This window comes from Pseudomonas serboccidentalis (assembly GCF_028830055.1).
In the GTDB taxonomy this organism is placed as follows: Bacteria; Pseudomonadota; Gammaproteobacteria; order Pseudomonadales; family Pseudomonadaceae; genus Aquipseudomonas; species Aquipseudomonas serboccidentalis.
Genome location: NZ_CP101655.1, coordinates 4,082,578 through 4,107,700, shown reverse-complemented (window position 1 = coordinate 4,107,700; position 25,123 = coordinate 4,082,578). Strand labels below are relative to the sequence as shown.

Here is a 25,123-nt window from a genome sequence, read left to right as displayed (position 1 = left end):
CATGGCTAACATTCCAACGATTTCTTTCGACGCCATCATTATTGGTGGTGGCGGTGCCGGCATGCGCGCTGCGCTGCAGCTGGCACAGGGCGGTCACAAGACTGCCGTGATCACCAAGGTTTTCCCGACCCGTTCGCACACTGTATCCGCCCAGGGCGGCATCACCTGCGCGATCGCGTCCGCCGACCCGAACGATGACTGGCGCTGGCACATGTACGATACCGTCAAGGGTTCCGACTACATCGGTGACCAGGACGCTATCGAATACATGTGTCAGGAAGGCCCGGCTGCCGTTTTCGAGCTGGACCATATGGGTCTGCCGTTCTCGCGTACCGAGCAAGGCCGTATCTACCAGCGTCCGTTCGGTGGCCAGTCCAAGGACTACGGCAAGGGCGGTCAGGCTGCACGTACCTGCGCAGCGTCCGACCGTACCGGTCACGCTCTGCTGCACACCCTTTATCAGGGCAACCTGAAAGCCGGTACCACGTTCCTGAACGAGTACTACGCTGTCGACCTGGTGAAGAACCAGGAAGGCGAGTTCGTCGGTGTGATCGCGATCTGCATCGAAACCGGCGAAACCTCGTACATCCGCGCCAAGGCCACTGTGCTGGCGACTGGCGGTGCAGGCCGTATCTACGCCTCCACCACCAACGCCCTGATCAACACCGGTGACGGCGTTGGCATGGCCCTGCGTGCTGGCGTGCCGGTACAAGACATCGAAATGTGGCAGTTCCACCCGACCGGCATCGCCGGCGCCGGTGTACTGGTGACCGAAGGTTGCCGTGGTGAAGGTGGTTACCTGATCAACAAGCACGGCGAGCGTTTCATGGAGCGTTATGCTCCGAACGCGAAAGACCTGGCCGGTCGTGACGTGGTTGCTCGCTCGATGGTTAAAGAAATCATCGCCGGCAACGGTTGCGGTCCGAATGGCGACCACGTAATGCTCAAACTCGACCACCTGGGCGAGGAAGTGCTGCACAGCCGTCTGCCAGGCATCTGCGAACTGTCGAAGACTTTCGCTCACGTTGACCCGGTGGTTGCTCCTGTTCCGGTTGTTCCAACCTGCCACTACATGATGGGCGGCGTTGCCACCAACATTCACGGTCAGGCGATCACCCAGAACGCCGAAGGCGTGGATCAGATCATTCCTGGTCTGTTCGCCGTAGGTGAAGTGGCTTGCGTATCGGTGCACGGTGCCAACCGTCTGGGCGGTAACTCGCTGCTCGATCTGGTGGTATTCGGCCGCGCTGCCGGCCTGCACCTGGAGAAGGCGCTGACCGACGGTATCGAATACGACGACGCGACCGAAGCCGACATCGAAGCTGCGCTGTCGCGTCTGAACGCGCTGAATGGCCGTACCGATGGCGAAGACGTGGCTACCCTGCGTCGCGAGCTGCAAAGCTGCATGCAGAACTACTTCGGTGTGTTCCGTACCGGCGAATACATGCAGAAGGGTATTGCCCAGCTGGCCGATCTGCGCAAGCGCATCGCCAACGTGAAGATCAACGATAAGTCGCAGGCGTTCAACACCGCACGTATCGAAGCTCTCGAGCTGCAAAACCTGCTGGAAGTGGCTGAAGCTACCGCCATCGCTGCCGAAGTACGTAAAGAGTCCCGCGGCGCCCACGCCCGTGAAGACTTCGAAGATCGTGACGACGAAAACTGGCTGTGCCACACCCTGTACTTCCCGGGTGACAAGCGCGTCACCAAGCGTGCCGTGAACTTCTCGCCGAAGACTGTTCCGACTTTCGAACCTAAAGTCCGGACTTATTAAGGGTGACCGCCATGTTGCAAGTCAGTGTTTATCGCTACAACCCTGATCAGGACGCTGCGCCGTTCATGCAGGAATTCCAGGTCGATACCGGTGGTAAAGACCTGATGGTGCTGGACGTGCTGGCCCTGATCAAAGAGCAGGACGAGGGTTTCTCCTATCGTCGCTCTTGCCGTGAAGGCGTCTGCGGCTCCGACGGCATGAACATCAACGGCAAGAACGGTCTGGCGTGCATCACGCCGCTGTCCGCTGTCGTAAAAGGCAACAAGTTGATCGTTCGTCCGCTGCCAGGTTTGCCGGTTATCCGTGACCTGGTCGTCGATATGAGCATCTTCTACAAGCAATACGAGAAGGTTAAGCCTTACCTGCAGAACGACACGCCGGCTCCGGCCATCGAGCGTCTGCAGTCCCCTGAAGAGCGTGAAAAGCTCGACGGTCTGTACGAGTGCATCCTGTGCGCCTGCTGCTCGACCTCGTGCCCGTCCTTCTGGTGGAACCCGGACAAGTTCCTGGGTCCAGCTGCTCTGCTGCAAGCGTACCGCTTCCTGGCAGATAGCCGTGACACCAAGACGTCCGAGCGTCTGGCTTCACTCGATGACCCGTTCAGCGTCTTCCGCTGCCGGGGCATCATGAACTGCGTCAACGTATGTCCGAAAGGCCTGAACCCGACTAAGGCCATCGGTCACATCCGTAACATGCTGCTTTCGAGCGGCGTGTGATTCAGCTGCTGTAACCGTAGGACCGCTGTACCGAAGAGGCTGTGGCGCGGGCTTCAACCCGCGTCATGGCTATAACCAGAGCAGTAGCCACAAGCTGCAGCTCTTATTTTGAAGAAATGAGACAAGCAGGGGCATCCGGGCTGGTACCCGGACTATCAGCGTGATCCTAAGTGGCTTGTTTTGGTCGCTGCATTCGGACTTCTGCAAGTTTGCTCGGTATTGACGCCGATGGTGTTCCCCTAACCGAGGGTGACCAAGCATGCAAGAAAGCGTGATGCAGCGCATGTGGAACAGCGCCTACCTTTCAGGTGGAAACGCTGCCTATGTGGAAGAGCTTTATGAGCTCTACCTGCACGACCCTAACGCTGTGCCAGAAGAGTGGCGCACCTACTTTCAGAAGTTGCCTGCCGACGGCAACTCTGCCACTGATGTTTCGCACTCCACAATTCGCGATCATTTCGTGCTGCTGGCAAAGAACCAGCGCCGCGCCCAGCCGGTTTCCGCCGGTAGCGTGAGCAGTGAGCACGAGAAGAAGCAAGTTGAAGTGCTGCGATTGATCCAGGCCTACCGTATGCGTGGCCACCAGGCAGCCCAGCTTGACCCGCTGGGGCTGTGGCAGCGTCCTGCACCTGCAGACCTGTCGATCAATCATTACGGCTTGACCAATGCCGATCTTGATACGACCTTCCGTGCCGGCGACCTGTTCATCGGCAAAGAGGAAGCGAGCCTACGCGAAATTCACGAAGCGTTGCAGCAGACATATTGCCGCACCATCGGCGCTGAATTTACGCACATCACCGATTCCGAGCAGCGCCAGTGGTTCCAGCAGCGTCTGGAAAGCGTGCGTGGTCGTCCGACGTACTCCGCTGATATCAAGAGCCACCTGCTCGAGCGCGTGACCGCCGGTGAAGGCCTGGAAAAATACCTGGGCACCAAATACCCGGGTACCAAGCGTTTCGGTCTGGAAGGCGGCGAAAGCCTGATCCCGATGCTCGACGAGCTGATCCAGCGTTCCGGTTCCTACGGCACCAAGGAAGTCGTCATCGGCATGGCCCACCGTGGCCGTCTGAACGTGCTGGTCAACACCTTCGGCAAGAACCCGCGCGAGCTGTTCGACGAGTTCGAAGGCAAGAAGAAGGTCGAGCTGGGTTCCGGTGACGTTAAATACCACCAGGGCTTCTCGTCCAACGTAATGACCACCGGCGGTGAAGTTCACCTGGCCATGGCGTTCAACCCGTCCCACCTGGAAATCGTTTCCCCGGTGGTAGAAGGTTCGGTTCGCGCCCGTCAGGATCGTCGTAACGACCCGACCGGTGAAAAGGTTCTGCCGATCTCCATCCACGGTGACGCTGCATTCGCAGGTCAGGGCGTGGTCATGGAAACCTTCCAGATGTCGCAGACCCGCGGTTTCAAGACCGGCGGTACCGTGCACATCGTGATCAACAACCAGGTCGGTTTCACCATCAGCAACCCGCTGGACTCGCGTTCCACCGAGTACGCCACCGACGTTGCGAAGATGATCCAGGCGCCGATCCTCCATGTGAATGGTGATGATCCGGAAGCCGTGCTGTTCGTGACCCAGATGGCCATCGACTACCGCATGCAGTTCAAGCGTGACGTGGTGATCGACCTGGTCTGCTACCGTCGTCGCGGCCACAACGAGGCCGACGAGCCAAGCGGCACTCAGCCGCTGATGTATCAGCAGATCACCAAGCAGCGCACCACCCGTGAGCTGTACGCTGATCGTCTGACTCAGGCCGGTGTACTGGACGCTGAACGTGTTCAGGCCAAGGTCGACGAGTACCGCAACGCGCTGGACAACGGTCTGCACGTGGTGAAATCGCTGGTCAAAGAGCCGAACAAAGAGCTGTTCGTGGACTGGCGTCCGTATCTGGGCCACGCCTGGACTGCGCGTCACGACACGCGTTTCGATCTGAAGACTCTGCAAGAGCTGTCCGCCAAGCTGCTGGAAATTCCGGAAGGCTTCGTGGTTCAGCGTCAGGTCGCGAAGATCTACGAAGACCGTCAGAAGATGCAAGCCGGCGGCCTGCCGATCAACTGGGGTTACGCCGAAACCATGGCGTACGCGACCCTGGCGTTCGAAGGTCACCCGATCCGCATGACTGGTCAGGACATCGGCCGCGGTACGTTCTCGCACCGTCACGCTGTGCTGCACAACCAGAAAGACGCGGGCACCTACATTCCGCTGCAGAACCTGTACGACGGTCAGCCACGCTTTGACCTGTACGACTCGTTCCTGTCGGAAGAAGCGGTACTGGCTTTCGAATACGGCTACTCGACCACCACGCCAAACGCGCTGGTGATCTGGGAAGCCCAGTTCGGCGACTTCGCCAACGGTGCACAGGTTGTTATCGACCAGTTCATCACCAGCGGCGAGCACAAGTGGGGCCGTCTCTGCGGTCTGACCATGCTGTTGCCGCACGGCTACGAAGGTCAGGGTCCTGAGCACAGCTCGGCACGTCTTGAGCGTTACCTGCAGCTGTGCGCCGAGCACAACATTCAGGTGTGCATGCCGACCACTCCGGCCCAGATCTACCATTTGCTGCGCCGTCAGGTGATTCGCCCGCTGCGCAAACCACTGGTAGTGCTGACGCCGAAGTCGCTGCTGCGCCACAAGCTGGCCATCTCGACGCTGGAAGATCTGGCTGAAGGTTCGTTCCAGACCGTGATCCCGGAAATCGATGCCCTGGACCCGAAAAAGGTCGAGCGCGTTGTTCTGTGTAGCGGCAAGGTCTACTACGACCTGCTGGAAAAACGCCGTGCCGAAGGCCGTGACGATATCGCCATCGTGCGTATCGAGCAGCTGTATCCATTCCCTGAGGACGACTTGAAAGAAGTCCTGGCGCCTTACACCAACGTCAAGCATGCCGTCTGGTGTCAGGAAGAGCCGATGAACCAGGGCGCCTGGTACTGCAGCCAGCACCACTTGCGTCGCAGCATCGGTAACCTCGACAAGTCTCTCGTACTCGAGTACGCGGGCCGTGAGGCTTCTGCTGCCCCAGCTTGTGGTTACGCATCGATGCACGCCGAGCAGCAGGAAAAACTGCTGCAAGACGCGTTTACCGTTTAATGCCTTCGCGCACCTGAAACCGAATTTAAGGAACCACAGATAATGGCTATCGAGATCAAAGCCCCCACTTTCCCGGAATCGGTTGCCGATGGCACCGTTGCCACCTGGCACAAAAAACCGGGCGACGCCGTCAAGCGTGACGACCTGATCGTCGACATCGAAACTGACAAAGTCGTATTGGAAGTTCTGGCTACCGCCGACGGCGTGCTGGGCGCAATCGTCAAGAACGAAGGCGACACCGTTCTGTCTGACGAAGTCCTGGGCTCCATCGAAGCGGGCGGCGCTGCTGCCGCTCCAGCCGCCGCTGCTGCTCCGGCCGCTGCTGCCGCTGCCCCGGCTGCTGCCGAAGGCGAAGACGATCCTGTTGCTGCTCCGGCTGCGCGCAAGCTGGCTGAAGAAAACGGCATCAACATCGCTTCCGTTGCCGGCACCGGCAAAGGCGGTCGTGTGACCAAGGAAGACGTGGTGGCTGCTGTTGCCGCGAAGAAAGCCGCTCCGGCTGCCGCTCCTGCAAAAGCGGCTGCTCCAGCCGCTGCTGCTCCGGTATTCGCTGCCGGTGACCGCGTTGAAAAACGCGTACCGATGACCCGTCTGCGCGCCAAGGTTGCCGAGCGTCTGGTTGAAGCTCAGTCGAACATGGCGATGCTGACCACTTTCAACGAAGTCGACATGACCGAAGTCATGGCCCTGCGTTCGAAGTACAAGGATCTGTTCGAGAAGTCCCACAACGGCGTACGCCTGGGCTTCATGTCGTTCTTCGTCAAGGCGGCCACCGAAGCGCTGAAACGCTTCCCGGCGGTCAACGCTTCGATCGACGGCGCGGACATCGTTTACCACGGCTACGCCGACATCGGTGTTGCCGTTTCCAGCGACCGTGGTCTGGTAGTACCGGTTCTGCGTAACGCCGAGCTGATGAGCCTGGCTGAAATCGAAGGCGGCATCGCCACTTTCGGCAAGAAAGCCCGTGACGGCAAACTGTCGATGGAAGAGATGACCGGCGGTACCTTCACCATCACCAACGGTGGTACCTTCGGTTCGATGATGTCGACCCCGATCGTCAACCCACCGCAGGCAGCGATTCTGGGCATGCACAACATCATCCAGCGTCCTATGGCCATCAACGGTCAGGTCGTGATCCGTCCGATGATGTACCTGGCACTGTCCTACGATCACCGTCTGATCGATGGCAAAGAAGCTGTGACCTTCCTGGTGACCATCAAGAACCTGCTGGAAGATCCGGCTCGTCTGTTGCTGGATATCTGATAGAAGCAGCTGCGAGCTTCAAGTTTCAAGCTGCAAGAAAAGGCAGCTTGGCTTGGAGCGCGCGGCTTGAAGCTTTTCGCTAAAGAGGATTTTTTGAATGTCGCAGAAATTTGACGTAGTAGTGATCGGTGCCGGCCCTGGCGGCTATGTAGCTGCCATCAAGGCCGCGCAGTTGGGTCTCACCACTGCCTGCATCGAGAAGTACACCGACGCTGAAGGCAAGCAAGCCCTCGGCGGTACTTGCCTGAACGTCGGCTGCATTCCGTCCAAGGCGCTGCTGGACAGCTCCTGGAAGTACAAGGAAGCCAAAGAGAGCTTCAACGTTCACGGTATCTCGACCGGCGAAGTCAAAATGGACGTCGCTGCGATGGTTGGCCGCAAGGCTGGCATCGTCAAGAACCTGACCGGCGGCGTTGCCACCCTGTTCAAGGCCAACGGCGTTACTTCGATCCAGGGCCACGGCAAACTGCTGGCAGGCAAGAAAGTCGAAGTCACCAAGCCGGACGGCTCGGTTGAAGTCATCGAAGCTGAAAACGTCATCCTGGCTCCAGGTTCGCGTCCGATCGACATTCCACCGGCTCCGGTCGATCAGAACGTCATCGTCGATTCGACTGGCGCGCTGGAATTCCAGTCCGTACCCAAGCGTCTGGGCGTGATCGGCGCTGGCGTGATCGGTCTGGAACTGGGTTCGGTCTGGTCGCGTCTGGGTGCAGAAGTGACTGTCCTGGAAGCCCTGGACACTTTCCTGATGGCAGCTGACACCGCTGTTTCCAAGGAAGCGCTGAAAACCCTGACCAAACAGGGTCTGGACATCAAGCTGGGCGCTCGCGTAACCGGTTCGAAAGTGAATGGCGACGAAGTCGTTGTGAACTACACCGATGCCAACGGCGAACAGACCATCACTTTCGACAAGCTGATCGTAGCCGTTGGTCGCCGTCCGGTGACCACTGATCTGCTGGCTGCCGACAGCGGCGTGACCCTGGACGAGCGCGGTTTCGTGCACGTTGACGATCACTGCGCCACCACCGTACCGGGCGTCTACGCCATTGGTGACGTGGTTCGCGGCATGATGCTGGCTCACAAAGCCTCGGAAGAGGGCATCATGGTTGTCGAGCGCATCAAGGGTCACAAAGCCCAGATGAACTATGACCTGATCCCTTCGGTTATTTATACTCACCCGGAAATCGCGTGGGTTGGCAAAACCGAGCAGGCCTTGAAAGCCGAAGGCGTTGAAGTTAACGTCGGCACCTTCCCGTTCGCCGCTTCCGGCCGTGCCATGGCCGCCAACGATACCGGTGGTTTCGTCAAGGTCATCGCGGATGCCAAGACTGACCGCGTATTGGGCGTGCACGTGATTGGCCCGAGCGCTGCAGAACTGGTTCAGCAGGGCGCGATCGGTATGGAATTCGGCACCAGCGCTGAAGACCTGGGCATGATGGTTTTCTCCCATCCGACCCTGTCTGAAGCCTTGCACGAAGCTGCTCTGGCTGTGAATGGCGGCGCCATCCACATTGCCAACCGCAAGAAGCGTTAAGACATAATAAGAAACCACGGCGGTAACGGCCCGTCGTGAGCCTTGCGAGCAAGTCTCACCGCGGAATGTCCGCTGGACGCAGTCTTGCGTAGCTGCACCGGGTACCCGGAAAGGCTACGCAAGCAGCAGTCACAGGTGGCGCGGCACTCATCAAGAGCGCAGCGCCGAATGCGCAGTACCTAACGAAGACGGTAAAAAGCATGAATCTTCACGAGTATCAGGGTAAGCAGCTGTTCGCTGAATACGGCCTGCCAGTTTCCACTGGTTACGCAGTAGACACCCCGGAAGCAGCAGCAGAAGCTTGCGACAAAATCGGCGGCAGCGAGTGGGTTGTCAAAGCCCAGGTCCACGCCGGTGGTCGCGGTAAAGCGGGCGGCGTCAAGCTGGTTCGCAACAAAGAAGACGCCAAGGCCTTCGCACAGCAGTGGCTGGGCAAGCGTCTGGTGACTTACCAGACTGACGCCAATGGTCAGCCAGTCACCAAGATCCTGGTTGAATCGTGCACTGATATCGCTAAAGAGCTGTACCTGGGCGCTGTCGTTGACCGTTCGAGCCGTCGCATCGTGTTCATGGCTTCCACCGAAGGTGGCGTGGACATCGAGAAAATCGCTCACGACACTCCAGAAAAAATTCTGAAAGCCACTATCGATCCACTGGTTGGCGCTCAGCCATTCCAGGGTCGCGAGCTGGCGTTCCAACTGGGTCTGGAAGGCAAGCAAGTTGCCCAGTTCGCCAAGATCTTCGTAGGTCTGGCCAAACTGTTCCAGGATCACGATCTGGCCCTGCTGGAAGTGAACCCGCTGGTGATCAAGGCTGACGGCGATCTGCACTGCCTGGACGCCAAGATCAACATCGACGCCAACGCCATGTACCGTCAGCCTAAGCTGAAGACTTTCCACGATCCGTCGCAAGACGATCCGCGTGAAGCGCACGCTGCCAAGTTCGAACTGAACTACGTAGCCCTGGAAGGCAACATCGGCTGCATGGTCAACGGTGCCGGTCTGGCCATGGGTACCATGGACATCGTCAACCTGCACGGCGGCAAGCCAGCCAACTTCCTCGACGTAGGCGGTGGTGCAACCAAGGAACGCGTAACTGAAGCGTTCAAGATCATCCTGTCCGACACCAACGTCGCTGCAGTACTGGTCAACATCTTCGGCGGCATCGTTCGCTGCGACATGATTGCCGAAGGCATCATCGGCGCCGTGAAAGAAGTCGGCGTGAAAATCCCGGTTGTTGTTCGCCTTGAAGGCAACAACGCTGAGCTGGGCGCTAAAGTACTGGCAGAAAGCGGTTTGAACATCATCGCTGCTACCAGCCTGACCGACGCTGCTCAACAAGTTGTCAAAGCTGCGGAGGGCAAATAATGAGCGTCCTGATCAATAAAGACACCAAAGTTATCTGCCAGGGTATTACCGGTTCGCAAGGTAGTTTCCACACCCAGCAAGCCATCGAATACGGCACCAAGATGGTGGGTGGCGTAACTCCGGGCAAAGGCGGCACCGAGCACCTGGGTCTGCCAGTGTTCAACACCGTTAAAGACGCAGTAGCGGCCACTGGCGCTACCGCCAGCGTGATCTACGTTCCGGCTCCTTTCTGCAAGGACTCGATCCTGGAAGCGGCATTCGGCGGCATCAAGCTGATCGTTTGCATCACCGAAGGCATTCCTACCCTGGATATGCTGGACGCTAAAGTTAAGTGCGACGAGCTGGGCGTAGTCCTGATCGGCCCTAACTGCCCAGGCGTGATCACCCCAGGCGAATGCAAGATCGGCATCATGCCAGGTCACATTCACTTGCCAGGCAAGGTCGGTATCGTTTCGCGTTCCGGCACCCTGACCTACGAAGCTGTGAAGCAGACCACTGACGCCGGTTTCGGTCAGTCGACTTGCGTCGGCATCGGTGGTGACCCGATCCCGGGTTCGAACTTCATCGATATCCTGAAGCTGTTCCAGGAAGACCCGAAGACCGAAGCGATCGTGATGATTGGTGAGATCGGCGGTTCGGCTGAAGAAGAAGCGGCTGCCTACATCAAGGCACACGTGACCAAGCCGGTTGTTTCCTACATCGCTGGTGTGACTGCTCCTCCGGGCAAGCGCATGGGCCATGCTGGCGCAATCATCTCTGGCGGCAAAGGCACTGCAGACGAGAAATTCGCTGCTCTGCAAGACGCAGGCGTGAAAACCGTGCGTTCGCTGGCAGACATCGGCAAGGCCCTGGCCGAGCTGACTGGTTGGGCTGTCAAGTAAGCCTCGTGCTTGACTGACGCTTTACCAGGCAAAGGCCACCTTCGGGTGGCCTTTGTCGTTTCTGAAGATCAAAAGATCGCAGCCTTCGGCAGTTCCTACAGATAACCCGATGTAGGAGCTGCCGAAGGCTGCGATCTTTTGATCTTTGCTTTCTTTATGAAATTTAAATACGTAAACGCGACACGGAAACGTCGCGTATCGGATAGTTCGCCCTCAAACAGTGCGTTTGTCAGACAAATTCGTTAGGCTAGCAGCCATTTTTGCGTCTGCCGCCCACAAGGCATGCAACGCGCCAAACGGGTCAGTCTTATACGGACTGACAGCATTTCCCTAACCCCACAGGGAAATCCCCCTCTAAATTCCGATTCAGTAGTGTGGTATTTCCTTAATGAAAGTTTTGAAAGGTCAGGACATCCTGGCACTTGGTTTTATGACATTCGCCCTGTTCGTCGGGGCCGGCAACATCATCTTCCCGCCTATCGTCGGCCTGCAGTCCGGACCTAACGTCTGGATGGCGGCGCTGGGCTTTCTGATCACCGCGGTGGGTCTGCCGGTGATCACCGTCGTTGCCCTGGCCAAGGTCGGCGGCGCGATGGACACGCTGAGCAGCCCGATCGGCAAGATCGCCGGTGGTGTACTCGCTGCAGCCTGCTACCTGGCAGTCGGCCCGTTGTTCGCCACTCCGCGGACCGCGACCGTGTCGTTCGAAGTAGGTTTGGCGCCGCTGACCGGCGAAAGCCCGCTGGCGCTGTTCCTCTACAGCTCGGTGTACTTCCTGCTGGTGTTCTTCATCTCGCTGTACCCGGGCCGCCTGCTCGATACCGTCGGGCGTTTCCTCGCGCCGCTGAAGATCATCGCCCTGGCTGTGCTCGGCATTGCCGCGTTCGCCTTGCCAGCGGGTGATATCGGTCAGGCAACGCCTGAATACGTCGCGGCACCGTTCTCCCAGGGTTTCATCAATGGTTACCTGACCATGGATACCCTTGGCGCTCTGGTGTTTGGCATCGTCATCGTCAACGCAATCCGCTCCCGTGGCGTCGACTCACCTGCGCTGATCACCCGTTACGCGATCATCGCCGGCCTCATCGCCGGTGTCGGTCTGGCGCTGGTGTACATCAGCTTGTTCCGCCTCGGTTCCGGCAGCCATGAAGTCGCGGCCGGTGCCACCAACGGCGCGGCGGTGCTGCACGCTTATGTGCAACACACCTTCGGTTCGCTGGGCAGTGGTTTTCTGGCGGTGCTGATCTCGCTGGCGTGCCTGGTGACGGCGGTCGGTCTGACCTGTGCCTGCGCTGAATACTTCAGCCGCGTGCTGCCACTGTCCTACAAGACCCTGGTGATCATTCTGGCGGCGTTCTCGCTGCTGGTGTCGAACCTGGGCCTGACCAAGCTGATCGCCTTCTCGATCCCGGTGCTGACCGCGATCTACCCGCCGTGCATCGTGTTGGTCGGCCTGAGCTTCTGCAAAGACTTCTGGCATGAACACGGCCGCATCATCGGCCCGGTGATGCTGGTGTCCTTCGTGTTCGGCACCATCGACGCCCTCAAGGGCGCCGGCCTGGCCGACTGGATGCCGTCGCAGCTGTCCCACCTGCCGCTGAGCGAGCAGGGCCTGGCGTGGCTGGTGCCATGCGTCATGACCCTGGTGGTCGCGGTGATCTGCGATCGCCTGCTGGGCAAGCGCAGCGAAGCGGTAGCGTAACGTTCACCGAGCCGCCACAAGCGGGTCTTGAGTGATTAAACAGAAATGCCCCGTATCAATCGATACGGGGCATTTTTTATGCGCGTCAGGCAGTGTCTTTTTCCCTGAGCTAACGTCGAAGCACTGCACAGATTTTATGTAGGCGTGAGCCTGCTCCCACAGGTTTCCGATTTACCGCCCGTCATCACAAGGAATTGCATGTCGTTCATCCAAGCCAACCTGATCCACCTGCTGGCCGCGCTCTGGTTTGTCATCTGCTGGGGCGGCTACACACGTTATGCGTCGTGGAAGGCCCGCGACACCGCGTGTCTGGCCAGTGTGCTGCACCTGTACCGCGAAGACTGGATGCGCCGCATGCTGCTGCGCGACAACCGCATCGCCGATGCCAGCGTGATCGGCAATCTGGAGCGCAATGCCTCGTTCTTCGCCTCCAGCACCCTGATCATCCTCGCCGGCATTCTGACCGTGCTGGGCGCGTCCGAGCGCGCGGTATCGTTGCTGGCGGATATTCCGATGGTCCAGCAGGCGTCGCAGGGCATGTCGGAGATCAAGTTGCTATGTCTGGCGCTGGTGTTCGTCTATGCGTTCTTCACGTTCAGTTGGTGCATGCGTCAGTACAACTTTGCCGCAGTGCTGGTGGGGTCGGCACCCATGATCGGTGAGCGTCAGGTGTCCGAGCAGGAGCGCAAGGCGTTCGCACTACGGGCGGCGCGGGTGATTTCGATGGCGGCCAACCAGTTCAACTTCGGCCTGCGCTCTTATTACTTCGGCATGAGCATGCTGGCGTGGTTTGTCAGTCCGTGGCTGTTCATGTTGATGAGCGCCGGCGTAGTGCTGGTGTTGTATCGCCGCGAGTTTCACTCCGACGTTCTCGATGTGATGGTCTATACCCCTACAGAGGCGTCGTTGCCCGAAGCGAATAAAGAGGCCGCTTGATGAGTATTCCGTTCTGGTGTGTGTTTATCAGTGCATTGTTGATTTACATCGCGCGTATGCCGGTGGGGAAAGCCATGAAAGAGCAGGGGGGGTACAACAACCACCTGCCACGCCAACAACAGGCGCAACTCACCGGTTATGGCGCGCGGGCGCTGGCGGCGCACCAGAACAGCATTGAAGCATTCATCCTGTTTGCCGTGGGCGTGCTGATGGCGCACACCACGCAGACACAAGGCTGGTTGATCGATGCCTTGGCGATCATCTTTGTGATCGCGCGGATTCTCTACTTGTGGTTCTACCTGGCCGATAAGCCAACGCTGCGCAGTCTGGCGTGGCTGGTCGGCCTTATCTGTTCTTTGTTGCTGATGATTAGTCCGACTTTTAGAACTGTGTTGCTGTAAAAGCAGCCTCTAAGCCGGTACTGGCAAAAATCCCGGGCAAAAGAAAACCCGCACTTGGCGGGTTTTCTTTTTCTGCATCAAGTCGCAATTATTGCTTCTTGGCAGCTTCGTCTTGTGCTGCAGCGTTCGATTCAGCCTGAGCTTTGGCGGCTTCGGCGTTTTCTTTCGCAGCGTCGTTCACTTTATCCTGAGCTTTGTTCATGTCTTGCTGAGCTTGTTCAGCATGTTGGTTGGCATCTTGAGCTTTGTCCTCGGATTTTTTATCGCAGGCAGCGAGACCGAGGGAAGCGGTCAACATCAAGGCAATAGCTAAAGTCTTACGCATGGGGTGTTTCTCCTTATGGAAAATAACTACTGGCCTTAAGAACTCGGTCGTGAGGGTTAAGTTCCTCATTTCTTTCAGATATATAAGTTTGTTTTGCAGCGGAACTTTTGCGCTATTTCCTACTACTGGCAAAAGGCTCCATCGAGAGTAATTATCAAATGGCTGAAAACCCCGTTTTTGAGCGCGCGACGCGATTTCTCTCAGCCTTGCGCCACTGTCAGGTCCTTGGTTTGAAGGTGCACAGCGCCTCCAGCGAAGGGCTCACCGTTATTCTGCCGTACAGCCCAAAAATCGTTGGTAATCCGCAGACCGGAGTGATTCATGGTGGCGCCATCACTTCGTTGATGGACACCGCCTGTGGCATGTCGACGTTGTGCGTGCTGCCGGAGTTCGAAGTCTGCCCGACCCTCGATTTGCGCATCGACTATATGCACGCGGCCGAACCGCACAAGGATGTCTACGGTTTCGCCCAGTGCTATCGGGTCACTACCGATGTGATCTTCGCCCGCGGCTTTGCCTATCAGGATGATCCCGAAAAACCCATTGCCCATGTTGTTGGCACCTTCATGCGCATGGGCAAGGGGCTCAAGGGCACCCAAGGCTTTGGCGGCAAAATAAAAGGAGAGGGGCAGTGAATGACGACCTGAAACAACAACTGCACACCGCTCACGTTCAGGGTGATTACGCGCCGTTACTGAAACTGATCCCGTACGCCGGGCTGATTGGCGTCGAATGCTCGCGGGTGGGCGACGAATTGCTGTTCAAGCTACCGGCGAACAAGGACAACATTGGTAACCCTTTATTGCCGGCAATCCACGGCGGGGTGATTGCCGGGTTCATGGAGCTGGCGGCCGCGTTGCATTTGCTGATCTTCACCGGTGCGCCCGGAGTGCCGAAGATCATCGACTTTTCCCTCGATTACCTGCGTGCCGGACAGTTTCGCGACACCTGGGCCAAGTGTCAGGTCTGTCGCCAGGGGCGGCGGGTGGCGAACGTCGCTGTCACCGCCTGGCAAAGCACCGAGAGCGAGCCGATTGCTACCGCCCGTGCGCACTTCAAAATCGATGAGCCCTTGAAATCCTGAACGCTGCCCCCAACTCAGTGAACAACCCGCCGCCGACCATTTGGGTCGCGGCCAATGCCATCTGATTGGAGTTTGATGACCATGAGTGTGGAAACTCAAAAGGAAACCCTGGGCTTCCAGACCGAGGTAAAGCAGCTGCTGCACCTCATGATCCATTCGCTGTATTCCAACAAGGAAATTTTCCTTCGCGAATTGATCTCGAACGCCTCTGACGCTGTAGACAAGCTGCGCTTCGAAGCCCTGGCCAAGCCTGAGTTGCTCGAAGGTGGCGCTGAGCTGAAAATCCGTGTGAGCTTCGACAAGGACGCCAAGACCGTCACCCTCGAAGACAACGGTATCGGCATGAACCGTGACGATGTGATTACCCACCTGGGGACCATCGCCAAATCGGGCACCGCCGATTTCATGAAGAATCTCTCGGGCGATCAGAAGAAAGATTCGCACCTGATCGGCCAGTTCGGCGTTGGTTTCTACTCCGCCTTCATCGTTGCCGACAAAGTCGACGTGTACAGCCGTCGTGCCGGCACAGCTGCCAGCGAAGGCGTGCACTGGTCGTCCAAAGGCGAGGGCGAATTCGAAGTCGCCACCGTCGACAAACCAGAGCGCGGTACCCGTATCGTCCTGCACCTGAAATCCGGTGAAGACGAGTTCGCCGACGGCTGGCGTCTGCGCAACATCATCAAGAAGTACTCCGACCACATCGCGCTGCCGATCGAGCTGCCGAAAGAAGTGACCGCTGCCGAAGGCGAAGAGACGCCGGCCGTTGAGTGGGAAACCGTCAACCGCGCCAGTGCCCTGTGGACCCGTCCACGCACTGAAGTGAAGGACGAGGAATACCAGGAGTTCTACAAGCACATCGCTCACGACTTTGAAAAACCGCTGGCCTGGAGCCACAACAAGGTCGAAGGCAAGCTCGAGTACAGCTCGCTGCTGTACGTGCCGGCCCGTGCACCGTTCGACCTGTACCAGCGTGAAGCGCCGAAAGGCCTGAAGCTGTACGTGCAGCGTGTGTTCGTGATGGATCAGGCCGAGTCGTTCCTGCCGCTGTACCTGCGTTTCATCAAGGGCGTGGTCGATTCCAACGACCTGTCGCTGAACGTGTCGCGGGAAATCCTGCAGAAAGACCCGATCATCGACTCGATGAAAACCGCGCTGACCAAGCGTGTGCTGGACATGCTGGAAAAACTGGCGAAAAACGAGCCTGAACAATACAAGGGCTTCTGGAAAAACTTCGGTCAGGTCATGAAAGAAGGCCCGGCAGAAGATTTCGCCAACAAAGAGAAAATTGCCGGTCTGCTGCGTTTTGCATCGACCAATGGCGACGACGGCGAGCAAGTTGTCGGTCTGGCTGACTACCTGGCGCGCGCCAAGGAAGGTCAGGACAAGATCTACTACCTCACCGGCGAAACCTACGCGCAGGTCAAGAACAGCCCGCATCTGGAAGTCTTCCGCAAGAAAGGCATCGAAGTGCTGCTGCTGACCGACCGCATCGACGAGTGGCTGATGAGCTACCTCAGCGAATTCGACGGCAAGACTTTTGTCGACGTGGCGCGCGGTGACCTCGATCTGGGCAACCTGGACTCGGAAGAGGACAAGAAGGCCGCAGAAGAAGTCGCCAAGTCCAAAGAGGGTCTGGTTGAGCGTTTGAAAACTGCACTGGGCGATTCCGTGGCCGAGGTTCGCGTCTCTCACCGTCTGACCGACTCGCCAGCCATTCTGGCCATCGGCGAACAGGACCTGGGCCTGCAAATGCGCCAGATCCTCGAAGCCAGCGGGCAGAAAGTGCCGGATTCGAAGCCGATCTTCGAGTTCAACCCAAGCCACCCGTTGATCGAGAAACTCGACGGCGAGCAGAGCGAAGAGCGTTTTGGCGACCTGTCGCACATCCTCTTCGACCAGGCAGCCCTGGCGGCTGGCGAAAGCTTGAAAGACCCGGCCGCTTATGTGACCCGTCTGAACAAGCTGCTGGTTGAGCTGTCAGCCTGATCTCGATGTAGAAAAACCCGCTTCGGCGGGTTTTTTCATTCTGGTGTTTAACAAATCAGGAGTCAGAAATGAGCCAAGTCACTGTACGTTCTGTGGTCTATCAGCTTGATGGCCAGCCTTTTGAAGGTCGTCTGGCGTTTGACGCCGAGCACAAGGGCGCACGCCCGGGGCTGCTGATGGCGCCGAACTGGATGGGCGTCAGCGCCGGTGCCGAGGAGATCGCCAAGTCGGTCGCGGCCAAGGGCTACGTGGTGTTGATCGCCGATGTGTACGGCCAGGCGGTGCGTCCGCAGAACGCTGATCAGGCCGGTGCCGCGATGATGCCGCTGAAGAACGACCGTGCATTGCTGCGCAAGCGCATGCAGGCGGCATTCGAACAACTGCAGAAGCAGGGCGAGGCGGCGGTCGATACCTCGAAACTGGCGGTGTTCGGTTTCTGCTTCGGTGGTTGCTGTGCACTGGATCTGGCCCGCACTGGCGCGCCGGTGAAGGCGGCGGTGTCGTTCCACGGCACGCTGGATTCACCGAATCCGGCGGACGCGAAGAACATCAAAGGCTCGGTGCTGGCGCTGCATGGCGCTGCCGATCCGCTGGTACCGAAGGAACAGTTGCCGGCATTTGAAGATGAGATGAACGCGGCGGGCGTGGATTGGCAGTTGTTCAGCTACGGCGGCGCGGTGCATTCGTTTACCGATCCGCACGCCAATGTGCCGGGCAAGATGATGTACGACGCGAAGACCGCCGGGCGCGCATTCAAGTCGATGCATGATTTGCTGGATGAAGTGTTCAAGGGCTGATTGCCCTAAGATCAAAAGATCGCAGCCTGCGGCAGCTCCTACATAGATCTGGTGCAGGCGCTGCTGCAGGCTGCGATCTTTCGCTTTTAACGGCTTACCGGCAATTCAATCCGCTCAACTTCCCCCGGCACCGTCGGCCAATCCCCGGCCGCCCATTTGCGCCGCGCTTCATCAATCGCCGCCGGATCGCTCGCGACAAAATTCCAGTTGATCCGCCGTGGCCCGTCCAGCGCTGCGCCGCCAAACACCACCGCGTGCACATCACTTTCGGCAAACAGGCTCATCTCCTCACCGGTCGGCAACACCGCCAGCGCATGGGGTTCGAGGGTTTCGCCATTCAACTGCACATCCCCGCTCAGCACATACACCGCTCGCTCTTCATGTTCGGCGGGAATCAGCAACGTGGTCGCCGTCTGCATCTTCACTTCGGCGTAAAGCGTCGGAGAAAGCACCTGCACCGGCGATTCCAGGCAAAAGCCTGACCCGGCAATCATCCGAATCTGCACGCCAAGGTTATCGCTGAGCGGCAGGGTTGCCGCCGGGTGATGGCTGTAATGTCCCGGACCTTGCTCGTGCTCCTTGGGCGAAGCCAGCCAGATCTGCAAACCGTGCAGGGTGAAGCTTTGCTCCCACAGCGGTTCGGGCGTGCGCTCGACGTGAGCAATGGCGCTGCCGGCGGTCATCCAGCTGACATCACCGGCGCTGACCACTTGATCGGAGCCGAGACTGTCCTTGTGCTGGATCTGCCCTTCGAACAGGTAGGTGAGGGTCGACAGACCAATGTGCGGATGCTGTCGGATGTTCATGCCTTTGCCCGTCGGATAAACCGTCTCGAGCATGTGGTCGAAAAACACGAAAGGCCCGACGCTGCGGCATTTGGCCGACGGCAACGGGCGCAGGATCGGCTGGCCTTCGACGTCTTCGGCGCGTGGGCGGATGATCAGGGGTGGCGTGTCCATGGTGCATTCCAGGCTGAGCGGGTGATGCCAGAAGCATAACCCGCCGCTGGCACGAGAGGGATTACTGGCTGTCGAAGCCTTGTGGCGCGTGGGTTTCGATGCTGACGTCGGTGGTGGTCATCAGTTTGTGGATCGGGCAGCGATCGGCCACCCGCAGCAACTCTTCGCGCTGCGCGTCAGTCAGCACGCCTTTGAGCGTGAGGGTGACGTGCAACACGTATTTGCCTTTTTGCTCTTCGCTGTTGTCGCGTTTGACCTCGACACCTACACCGGTCAGCGGGATGTCTTTCTTCTTGGCGTACATCTTCAGGGTCAGGGCTTTGCAGGCGCCGAGGGCAGCGTCGAAGTAGTCGTGCGGCTCCGGGGCGGTGCCTTCGCCGCCGGCAGACTTCGGCACGTCGGCAAACAATTCGTGGTCATCGATCTTTACGGTGTGACGAAAACCCTCGGCGGAGACGGTGTTGACGGTAACAGTCATGGCAACCTCACTGGCAGTAGGAAAAGTCGTGCGATCAAAAAAGACCTTGCAGTTATAGAGCATTCCCACAAGCACGCGTTCCACTTTCCTGCAGGATGAACCGTTGTTGTCGGCTCAGGGTCTAGGCTATGCCTACCTGCCGGAGATTACTTGTGTCCTTGTTTCGTTTGAGTCTTGCCTGCCTGCTGGCATTTGCCGGCGCCGCCAGTGCCCGCGATTACGCCTACAGCGATGCGCACCTGCACTACGTGGATTTCTTCCAGGAAACTGCCGGCATGACGAAATTGCTGGCAGCGATGAAGGATAATTCCATCGATCACGTGATGATTTCCGGGATTCCGGTGGCGAAGAAATGGCACGAAGACGAACCCAAGCGTCCGCGCTATTACGCCGGCGATGACGCTGATGCCTATTGGTACAGCGCCACCGACATGATCGTCGCCGATGCCGTGCAAAAACTGACCCCGGAGCAGCGTCAGCACTTTCACCCGTTTCTGTCTGGGTTCAACCCCAACGACAAGAACTCCGCTGCGCATATCCAACGCTTGCTTGATCTGTATCCGGGGTTGTGGCAGGGCATCGGCGAAGTGTTCACCCGCCATGATGACCTGACGGCGCTGACTGCCGGCGATACACCGCGGGCCAACAACGAGGCGATGACACGCATCTATCACCTGGCGGCGGAACACGATCTGCCGGTGATGCTGCATTCCAACATCACCTCCAAGCGTGAGAAAAATCCGCTGTACCTGAAGGAAGTCGAAGAACCGCTGCGTAATCATCCGCACACCCGGTTCATCTGGGCTCATGCTGGCACCAGTGCGGAGATTCATCGGCACCAGACGCAGTTGAAGTTCCTTCTGCCCACCGTCAGCCGGTTGCTTGAGGCGTATCCGAATCTGTTCATCGATTTGTCGTGGAGCATGCTCACGCCGTATCTGCTGGATGAGCAGGGCAAACCCCGTCGGGAGTGGCTGGCATTGGTGGAGAAATACCCCGAGCGCTTCATGCTCGGCTCGGATGTTGTAGGCCGATTCAACAAACTCGGAAAGGAAATGCACAGCTTCACGCCATTCCTTGATGCCTTGCCCGAGGACGTCGCGCGCAAAGTCGCCCGGGACAACTTCCTGGCGATATTGCCGCGAACGGCGCCCAAGTCCGGGAAAACCTCGCTGAATCGTTAATTCCGAGGGTTGGAAGTATCAAGGCCTTTTGATATCACGTTTTGGTCTTACGCAAATCGGCGCCGGGCCGATACCTTCTAGAGCAACCAGCTGCAGGGTTGATGCAGCGCTTTTGGAAGGAGCCAGAGTAATGAGTATCCGTAGTCTCAATATCGCACCGCGTGCCGGCCTGGGTTTTGGGGTGCTGGCGCTGATGGTGTTTGCCTTGGGGGCGTTCGCCCTGCTGCAAATGTCGAACATGCGCGCGCAGTCTGATGAGGTCGACAACAACTGGCTGCCGAGCGTGATGGCGGTCGGCGAGATGAGTCAGGACATGCTGCGCCTGCGGGCGCTGACCATGCGCCTGCTGCTCAATCGCGACGCGCAGGCGCTGGAGCAGAATGTCACCAAGCTCAACGAGCTGCGCGGCGTATTGAGCGAAGCCCAGCAACGCTATGACGTGTTGATCGTGTTGCCCGAGGAGCGCAACTTGTTCGATCGCTTCAAGGTTGCCGAACACAAGTATCTGGAGTTTCAGGCGCAGGTCATGCAGCTGTCCGCGCAGAATCGGGTGGAGGAGGCGGCGGCGATTCTCAACAACCAGATGAGCCCGTTGGCGGATGAGATCGCCGTCACCCTGCGCGACCTGGTCCAACTGAACAAGCACAACGCCAACCTCGCGACCGAAGCGGCACGGTTGGTGTTCATCAATTCGCGGGTTTGGGTCGGGGTCATGATCGGCATCACTGCGCTGATCACCATCGGCCTGGCGCTGCTGCTGACCCGCAGCATCGTCTTGCCCCTGGCGCAATCGTTGGGTGTGGCGCAAGTGGTGGCCGGTGGCGATCTGACGGGCGACATCAGCATTTCCGGCAAGGACGAACCGGCGCGGTTGCTGCAGGCGCTGAAAAGCATGCAGCACAATTTGCGCGACACCATCCGGCAGATTTCCGAGTCGTCCAGCCAGTTGGCGTCGGCCTCGGAGGAGTTGAGTTGCGTTACCGAAGACGCCACGCGCGGGCTGCATCAACAGAGCCTGGAGATCGAGCAAGCCGCCACGGCGGTCAATCAGATGACTGCCGCCGTGGAAGAGGTGGCGAGCAATGCGGTGGCGACGTCCGAGGCGTCGCGCGAGTCTGACCGCATTGCCCAGCATGGGCGCGAGCAGGTCAGACAGACTGTGACTTCAATCCAATCTCTGGCTGAAGATGTCACGTCCAACGCCACGCAGGTGGATGATCTGGCGCAGAAGGTGCACGGCATCAGCAAAGTGCTCGACGTGATTCGATCGATTGCCGAGCAGACCAATCTGTTGGCGCTCAATGCGGCGATCGAGGCGGCGCGAGCCGGGGATGCGGGGCGCGGCTTTGCGGTGGTGGCCGATGAGGTACGGGCGCTGGCGCATCGCACCCAGCAATCGACCCAGGAAATCGAGCAGATGATCGGTGGCATTCGGCAGGGCACCGATTCGGCGGTGAGTTCGATGCAGCAGAGCAGCCTGCGCGCCAATTCGACGCTGGAGCTGGCCAAGGCGGCGGGCGTGGCGCTGGAGGAGATCGCCTCGGCGTTCACCTTGATCAACGAGCGCAACCTGGTGATCGCCAGCGCCTCGGAGGAGCAGGCGGCAGTGGCGCGGGAGGTGGATCGCAACCTGATGAACATCCGCGATCTGGCGATGCAGACGTCTGCCGGGGCGAACCAGACCAGCGCGGCGAGTCAGGAGTTGTCGCGGCTGGCGGTGGATTTGAACAGTATGGTGGCGAAGTTTTCGGTCTGAAGATATCGCTGTAGGAGCTGCGGCACGCTGCGATCTTTTGATCCTTGATCTTAAAGCAGAATCAAAAGATCGCAGCGTGCCGCAGCGCCTACAGGGGGTTGTGATGTGGGAGAAACGTCAGGCACAAAAAAGCCCCGCATTGGCGGGGCTCTTCTTTGTAACGGCGAATCAGCTGCCTTTAACGGTTTTACCGTTGACCGTGCCGTCCTGGAGCATGATGTTGTACTCCTTGCCGTCGGTTTCAACCTGTTGCAGGCGGACCAGCAGGTAATCCCAGTCCTTGGCGAACCACAGGACAGTGATGCGCTTGCTTTGCGTCGGATCGCGCACACGCTCGACTTTGATCGCATCGATCTGGCCGGCCTTGGTGTCGACTTTCTCCGACCCCAGTACGCGGAAGTCATAAGTGTCGACTTCACCGTCATCGACCACCTGGTAGCTCATGGTCTTTTTGCCAGCGGCGACGTCATGCTGCAGCGCCAGTTGATAGGTGGACTTGTCGACCATGCCCCGGTTCAGCGGAACCTTGACCGGATCGCCGCGATCAGTACCGGTGACCATCTTGCTGTTCCAGTCGAAGTCCAGATCAGCCTTTTTCGCCTTGCCCAGACCACCGCGTTCGAAGTGGTAGGACTGTGGCAGCAGGGTGTCCTTGTCCAGGGTCAGGGTGCTTTCTTCAGTCAGGCTGGCGATCATCATCGATGCCTTGAAGCTGAGTTTCCAGACGCCGTTGGCTTCCTTGGTCAGGCTGCGTTCGGCGGTGCCGCTCATGGGCAACTGCTTCCAGTCGGCGGTGTAGCTGGCGGAGAACGGTTGAAGGTCTGCCGCCTGCGCGAAGGGCAGGGCGAGCAAGGCGCAAGCGAAGAGCAGGGCGCGACGCATAAAATCTCCTAGTGTCGAATCAAGTGGCCGCTGGCCGCGAGTAACTGGCCGTCCAGTAAAGCACCTTGTTCGCCGAGTGCCAGTCGGCCTTCGGCAAACCAGCGTACAGCCATCGGGTAGATCAGGTGTTCCTGGACATGAACTCGCTGCGCCAGACTGTGCGGCGTGTCGTGCAACTCTACCGGTATTACTGCCTGTACGACCAGTGGTCCACCATCGAGTTCCTCGGTGACGAAGTGCACGGAGCAGCCGTGTTCGGCGTCGCCGGCCTCCAGCGCGCGCTGATGAGTGTGTAACCCTTTGTATTTGGGCAGCAGCGACGGGTGGATGTTGAGCAGGCGACCCTGATAGTGACGCACGAAATCAGCGCTGAGAATGCGCATGAAGCCGGCCAGCACCACGAGTTTCGGTTGGAATTCGTCGATCAGTTCGATCAGGGCAGCATCGAAGGCCTCGCGACCTTCGAAGGCCTTGTGATCCAGCGAGCGGGTGGCAATACCCGCGTCACTGGCGCGTTGCAGGCCGTAGGCGTCGGCGCGGTTGGAAATCACCGCAGCGATGCGGACCGGGCTGTCGCCGGTCCGCGTGCTGTCGATCAGAGCCTGCAAGTTACTGCCGGTGCCGGACAACAGCACCACGACATCACAGGTATTTGGCATTAGTGAGCCTTGAGGTTTTTCAGCTCGACCTGTGCAGCGCCTTCGGCAGCGGCAGCGATCTGGCCGATGACCCAAGGCTGCTCGCCGGCGTCGCGCAGTGTGTTCAGGGCCACTTCGACGTGCTCCTGAGCCACGCAGATCACCATGCCCACGCCGCAGTTCAGCACGCGGTGCATCTCGGTCTCGTCGACGTTGCCTTTCTCTTGCAGCCAGTCGAAGACGGCCGGGCGAGTCCAGCTGGCGACGTCAACCACGGCCTGAGCGCCTTTTGGCAGAACGCGCGGGATGTTGTCGAGCAGGCCGCCACCGGTGATGTGGGCCATGGCTTTGACTGCGCCGGTGTCTTTGATCAGCTTGAGCAGCGGCTTCACGTAGATGCGGGTCGGGGCCATCAGCAGGTCGGTCAGCGGTTTGCCGTCGAGCTGGATGTTTTCGATGTCGGCGCCGGACACTTCGATGATCTTGCGGATCAGCGAGTAGCCGTTGGAGTGTGGGCCGGACGATGGCAGGGCGATCAGGGCGTCACCGGTGGCGACTTTCGAGCCGTCGATGATCTCAGCCTTTTCCACCACGCCGACGCAGAAACCGGCCAGGTCGTAGTCTTCGCCTTCGTACATGCCAGGCATCTCAGCGGTTTCACCGCCTACCAGCGAGCAACCGGACAGTTCGCAGCCGGCGCCGATGCCGGTTACAACCTGGGCAGCGGTGTCGACATTCAGTTTGCCGGTGGCGTAGTAGTCAAGGAAGAACAGTGGCTCTGCGCCGCAAACGACCAGGTCGTTGACGCACATGGCAACCAGGTCGATGCCGATGCTGTCGTGCTTGTTCAGGTTCAGCGCCAGGCGCAGCTTGGTGCCGACGCCGTCGGTGCCGGAAACCAGGACAGGCTGCTTGTAGCCGGCCGGGATTTCGCAGAGGGCGCCGAAACCGCCCAGGCCGCCCATGACTTCCGGGCGCGCAGTGCGCTTGGCGACGCTCTTGATGCGTTCGACCAATGCTTCACCGGCGTCGATGTCTACACCGGCGTCCTTGTAGCTCAGGGAGGGTTGCTTGCTCATGATCCAGGCCTTTAGGGGAGGGGATTCAGGGGTAACGACCGAGTTCAGCGGGAACGCCAAAACCGGTGGGGCGATAGCCTCACGCGAATTTCGGGGTGCCCGGCTGTTGCCGGTCTGCGAAGGCGCGCGATTTTATCAGGCTTGAGGGGCAGCGGCCATCCTCGCGCCGACGGGCAGGGGCATAATCGACTGAAATTTTTTGCAATTGTGCCGGGTGAGTGCCTGTATAAGGTGTGCCGATTAACCGTCTATCGTTATCACTGTGCAAAAACTTACCGCTACCGTGTGAA

General features: G+C 58.9%; 22 protein-coding genes and 1 pseudogene. 17 read left to right on the top strand and 6 right to left on the bottom strand.

What is annotated here, in order from left to right; all coding sequences use genetic code 11:
* Position 1 precedes the first annotated feature (1 nt).
* The 10 genes from sdhA (at position 2) to NN484_RS18695 (ending at position 13,665) form a co-directional block, all read left to right on the top strand.
* Complete coding sequence (gene sdhA, locus NN484_RS18740; protein WP_025111871.1) at positions 2-1,774, top strand: succinate dehydrogenase flavoprotein subunit; 1,773 nt, start codon at positions 2-4, stop codon at positions 1,772-1,774.
* An 11-nt stretch (positions 1,775-1,785) separates the two neighbouring features.
* A complete protein-coding gene (locus NN484_RS18735; protein WP_003223007.1) occupies positions 1,786-2,490 on the top strand; it encodes a succinate dehydrogenase iron-sulfur subunit in 705 nt (234 codons plus the stop codon).
* 259 nt (positions 2,491-2,749) lie between these two features.
* On the top strand, positions 2,750-5,581 hold the full coding sequence (locus tag NN484_RS18730; protein ID WP_274657646.1) for a 2-oxoglutarate dehydrogenase E1 component: 2,832 nt from the start codon (positions 2,750-2,752) through the stop codon (positions 5,579-5,581).
* A gap of 42 nt (positions 5,582-5,623) precedes the next feature.
* Positions 5,624-6,844: a 2-oxoglutarate dehydrogenase complex dihydrolipoyllysine-residue succinyltransferase gene (gene odhB / locus NN484_RS18725; RefSeq protein ID WP_274657645.1), complete on the top strand. Its 1,221-nt coding sequence runs from the start codon at positions 5,624-5,626 to the stop codon at positions 6,842-6,844.
* 97 nt (positions 6,845-6,941) lie between these two features.
* Positions 6,942-8,378, top strand: coding sequence for a dihydrolipoyl dehydrogenase (lpdA, locus tag NN484_RS18720; protein WP_127651559.1), 1,437 nt, complete (start codon positions 6,942-6,944; stop codon positions 8,376-8,378).
* A 200-nt stretch (positions 8,379-8,578) separates the two neighbouring features.
* Entirely contained in the window at positions 8,579-9,745 is a 1,167-nt protein-coding gene (gene sucC / locus NN484_RS18715) for an ADP-forming succinate--CoA ligase subunit beta (RefSeq protein WP_003223015.1), read from the top strand.
* Positions 9,745-10,626 (top strand): succinate--CoA ligase subunit alpha, encoded by an 882-nt coding sequence (gene sucD / locus NN484_RS18710; protein WP_007919877.1) that lies wholly within the window; start codon positions 9,745-9,747, stop codon positions 10,624-10,626. The genes sucC and sucD overlap by 1 nt, the downstream gene beginning before the upstream one ends.
* A gap of 388 nt (positions 10,627-11,014) precedes the next feature.
* Entirely contained in the window at positions 11,015-12,328 is a 1,314-nt protein-coding gene (gene brnQ, locus NN484_RS18705) for a branched-chain amino acid transport system II carrier protein (protein ID WP_215501691.1), read from the top strand.
* Between the two features lie 198 nt (positions 12,329-12,526).
* Positions 12,527-13,264 carry a DUF599 domain-containing protein gene (locus NN484_RS18700; RefSeq protein WP_127651557.1) on the top strand — a complete coding sequence of 246 codons (738 nt, stop codon included), beginning with the start codon at positions 12,527-12,529 and terminating at the stop codon, positions 13,262-13,264.
* Positions 13,264-13,665 carry an MAPEG family protein gene (locus tag NN484_RS18695; RefSeq protein ID WP_127651556.1) on the top strand — a complete coding sequence of 134 codons (402 nt, stop codon included), beginning with the start codon at positions 13,264-13,266 and terminating at the stop codon, positions 13,663-13,665. Before NN484_RS18700 ends, NN484_RS18695 begins: the two co-directional genes overlap by 1 nt.
* An 88-nt stretch (positions 13,666-13,753) precedes the next feature.
* Here NN484_RS18695 and NN484_RS18690 read toward each other — a convergent pair whose 3' ends face one another.
* Positions 13,754-13,990, bottom strand: a complete 237-nt coding sequence (locus NN484_RS18690) for a hypothetical protein (RefSeq protein WP_008082962.1) — start codon at positions 13,988-13,990, stop codon at positions 13,754-13,756.
* Between the two features lie 158 nt (positions 13,991-14,148).
* Here NN484_RS18690 and NN484_RS18685 point away from each other — a divergent pair, with 158 nt between their 5' ends.
* The 4 genes from NN484_RS18685 (at position 14,149) to NN484_RS18670 (ending at position 17,857) form a co-directional block, all read left to right on the top strand.
* Positions 14,149-14,625: a PaaI family thioesterase gene (locus NN484_RS18685; protein WP_274657644.1), complete on the top strand. Its 477-nt coding sequence runs from the start codon at positions 14,149-14,151 to the stop codon at positions 14,623-14,625.
* Entirely contained in the window at positions 14,622-15,074 is a 453-nt protein-coding gene (locus NN484_RS18680; protein ID WP_215501692.1) for a PaaI family thioesterase, read from the top strand. The genes NN484_RS18685 and NN484_RS18680 overlap by 4 nt, the downstream gene beginning before the upstream one ends.
* A gap of 81 nt (positions 15,075-15,155) precedes the next feature.
* Positions 15,156-17,060: a molecular chaperone HtpG gene (htpG, locus tag NN484_RS18675; RefSeq protein WP_274657643.1), complete on the top strand. Its 1,905-nt coding sequence runs from the start codon at positions 15,156-15,158 to the stop codon at positions 17,058-17,060.
* Positions 17,061-17,128: 68 nt separating this feature from the next.
* A complete protein-coding gene (locus tag NN484_RS18670) occupies positions 17,129-17,857 on the top strand; it encodes a dienelactone hydrolase family protein (RefSeq protein WP_274657642.1) in 729 nt (242 codons plus the stop codon).
* 86 nt (positions 17,858-17,943) lie between these two features.
* Here the strand turns inward: NN484_RS18670 and NN484_RS18665 are convergent, their stop codons facing one another.
* The gene (locus NN484_RS18665; RefSeq protein WP_274657641.1) at positions 17,944-18,816 is read right to left on the bottom strand and encodes a pirin family protein; all 873 of its coding nucleotides are present in this window, start codon (positions 18,814-18,816) and stop codon (positions 17,944-17,946) included.
* 61 nt (positions 18,817-18,877) lie between these two features.
* Positions 18,878-19,294, bottom strand: coding sequence for an OsmC family protein (locus tag NN484_RS18660; RefSeq protein WP_025111859.1), 417 nt, complete (start codon positions 19,292-19,294; stop codon positions 18,878-18,880).
* Between the two features lie 128 nt (positions 19,295-19,422).
* Here NN484_RS18660 and NN484_RS18655 point away from each other — a divergent pair, with 128 nt between their 5' ends.
* The 3 genes and pseudogenes from NN484_RS18655 (at position 19,423) to NN484_RS27385 (ending at position 22,234) form a co-directional block, all read left to right on the top strand.
* Positions 19,423-20,478: an amidohydrolase family protein gene (locus tag NN484_RS18655; protein ID WP_425518792.1), complete on the top strand. Its 1,056-nt coding sequence runs from the start codon at positions 19,423-19,425 to the stop codon at positions 20,476-20,478.
* Positions 20,479-20,608: 130 nt separating this feature from the next.
* Positions 20,609-21,379 (top strand): annotated as a pseudogene (locus NN484_RS27390) (MCP four helix bundle domain-containing protein); the annotation flags it as partial.
* The gene (locus NN484_RS27385) at positions 21,371-22,234 is read left to right on the top strand and encodes a methyl-accepting chemotaxis protein (protein ID WP_425518815.1); all 864 of its coding nucleotides are present in this window, start codon (positions 21,371-21,373) and stop codon (positions 22,232-22,234) included. The pseudogene NN484_RS27390 and the gene NN484_RS27385, both read left to right, overlap by 9 nt.
* Positions 22,235-22,402: 168 nt before the next feature.
* Here the strand turns inward: NN484_RS27385 and NN484_RS18645 are convergent, their stop codons facing one another.
* From NN484_RS18645 to purM, 3 genes are read right to left on the bottom strand one after another with little or no spacing between them, the layout of a single operon-like run.
* The gene (locus NN484_RS18645; protein WP_127651549.1) at positions 22,403-23,116 is read right to left on the bottom strand and encodes a DUF3108 domain-containing protein; all 714 of its coding nucleotides are present in this window, start codon (positions 23,114-23,116) and stop codon (positions 22,403-22,405) included.
* An 8-nt stretch (positions 23,117-23,124) separates the two neighbouring features.
* Positions 23,125-23,775 (bottom strand): phosphoribosylglycinamide formyltransferase, encoded by a 651-nt coding sequence (purN, locus tag NN484_RS18640; protein WP_215502976.1) that lies wholly within the window; start codon positions 23,773-23,775, stop codon positions 23,125-23,127.
* Positions 23,775-24,833: a phosphoribosylformylglycinamidine cyclo-ligase gene (gene purM, locus NN484_RS18635; protein ID WP_003223039.1), complete on the bottom strand. Its 1,059-nt coding sequence runs from the start codon at positions 24,831-24,833 to the stop codon at positions 23,775-23,777. Before purM ends, purN begins: the two co-directional genes overlap by 1 nt.
* Between the last annotated feature and the right edge of the window lie 290 nt (positions 24,834-25,123).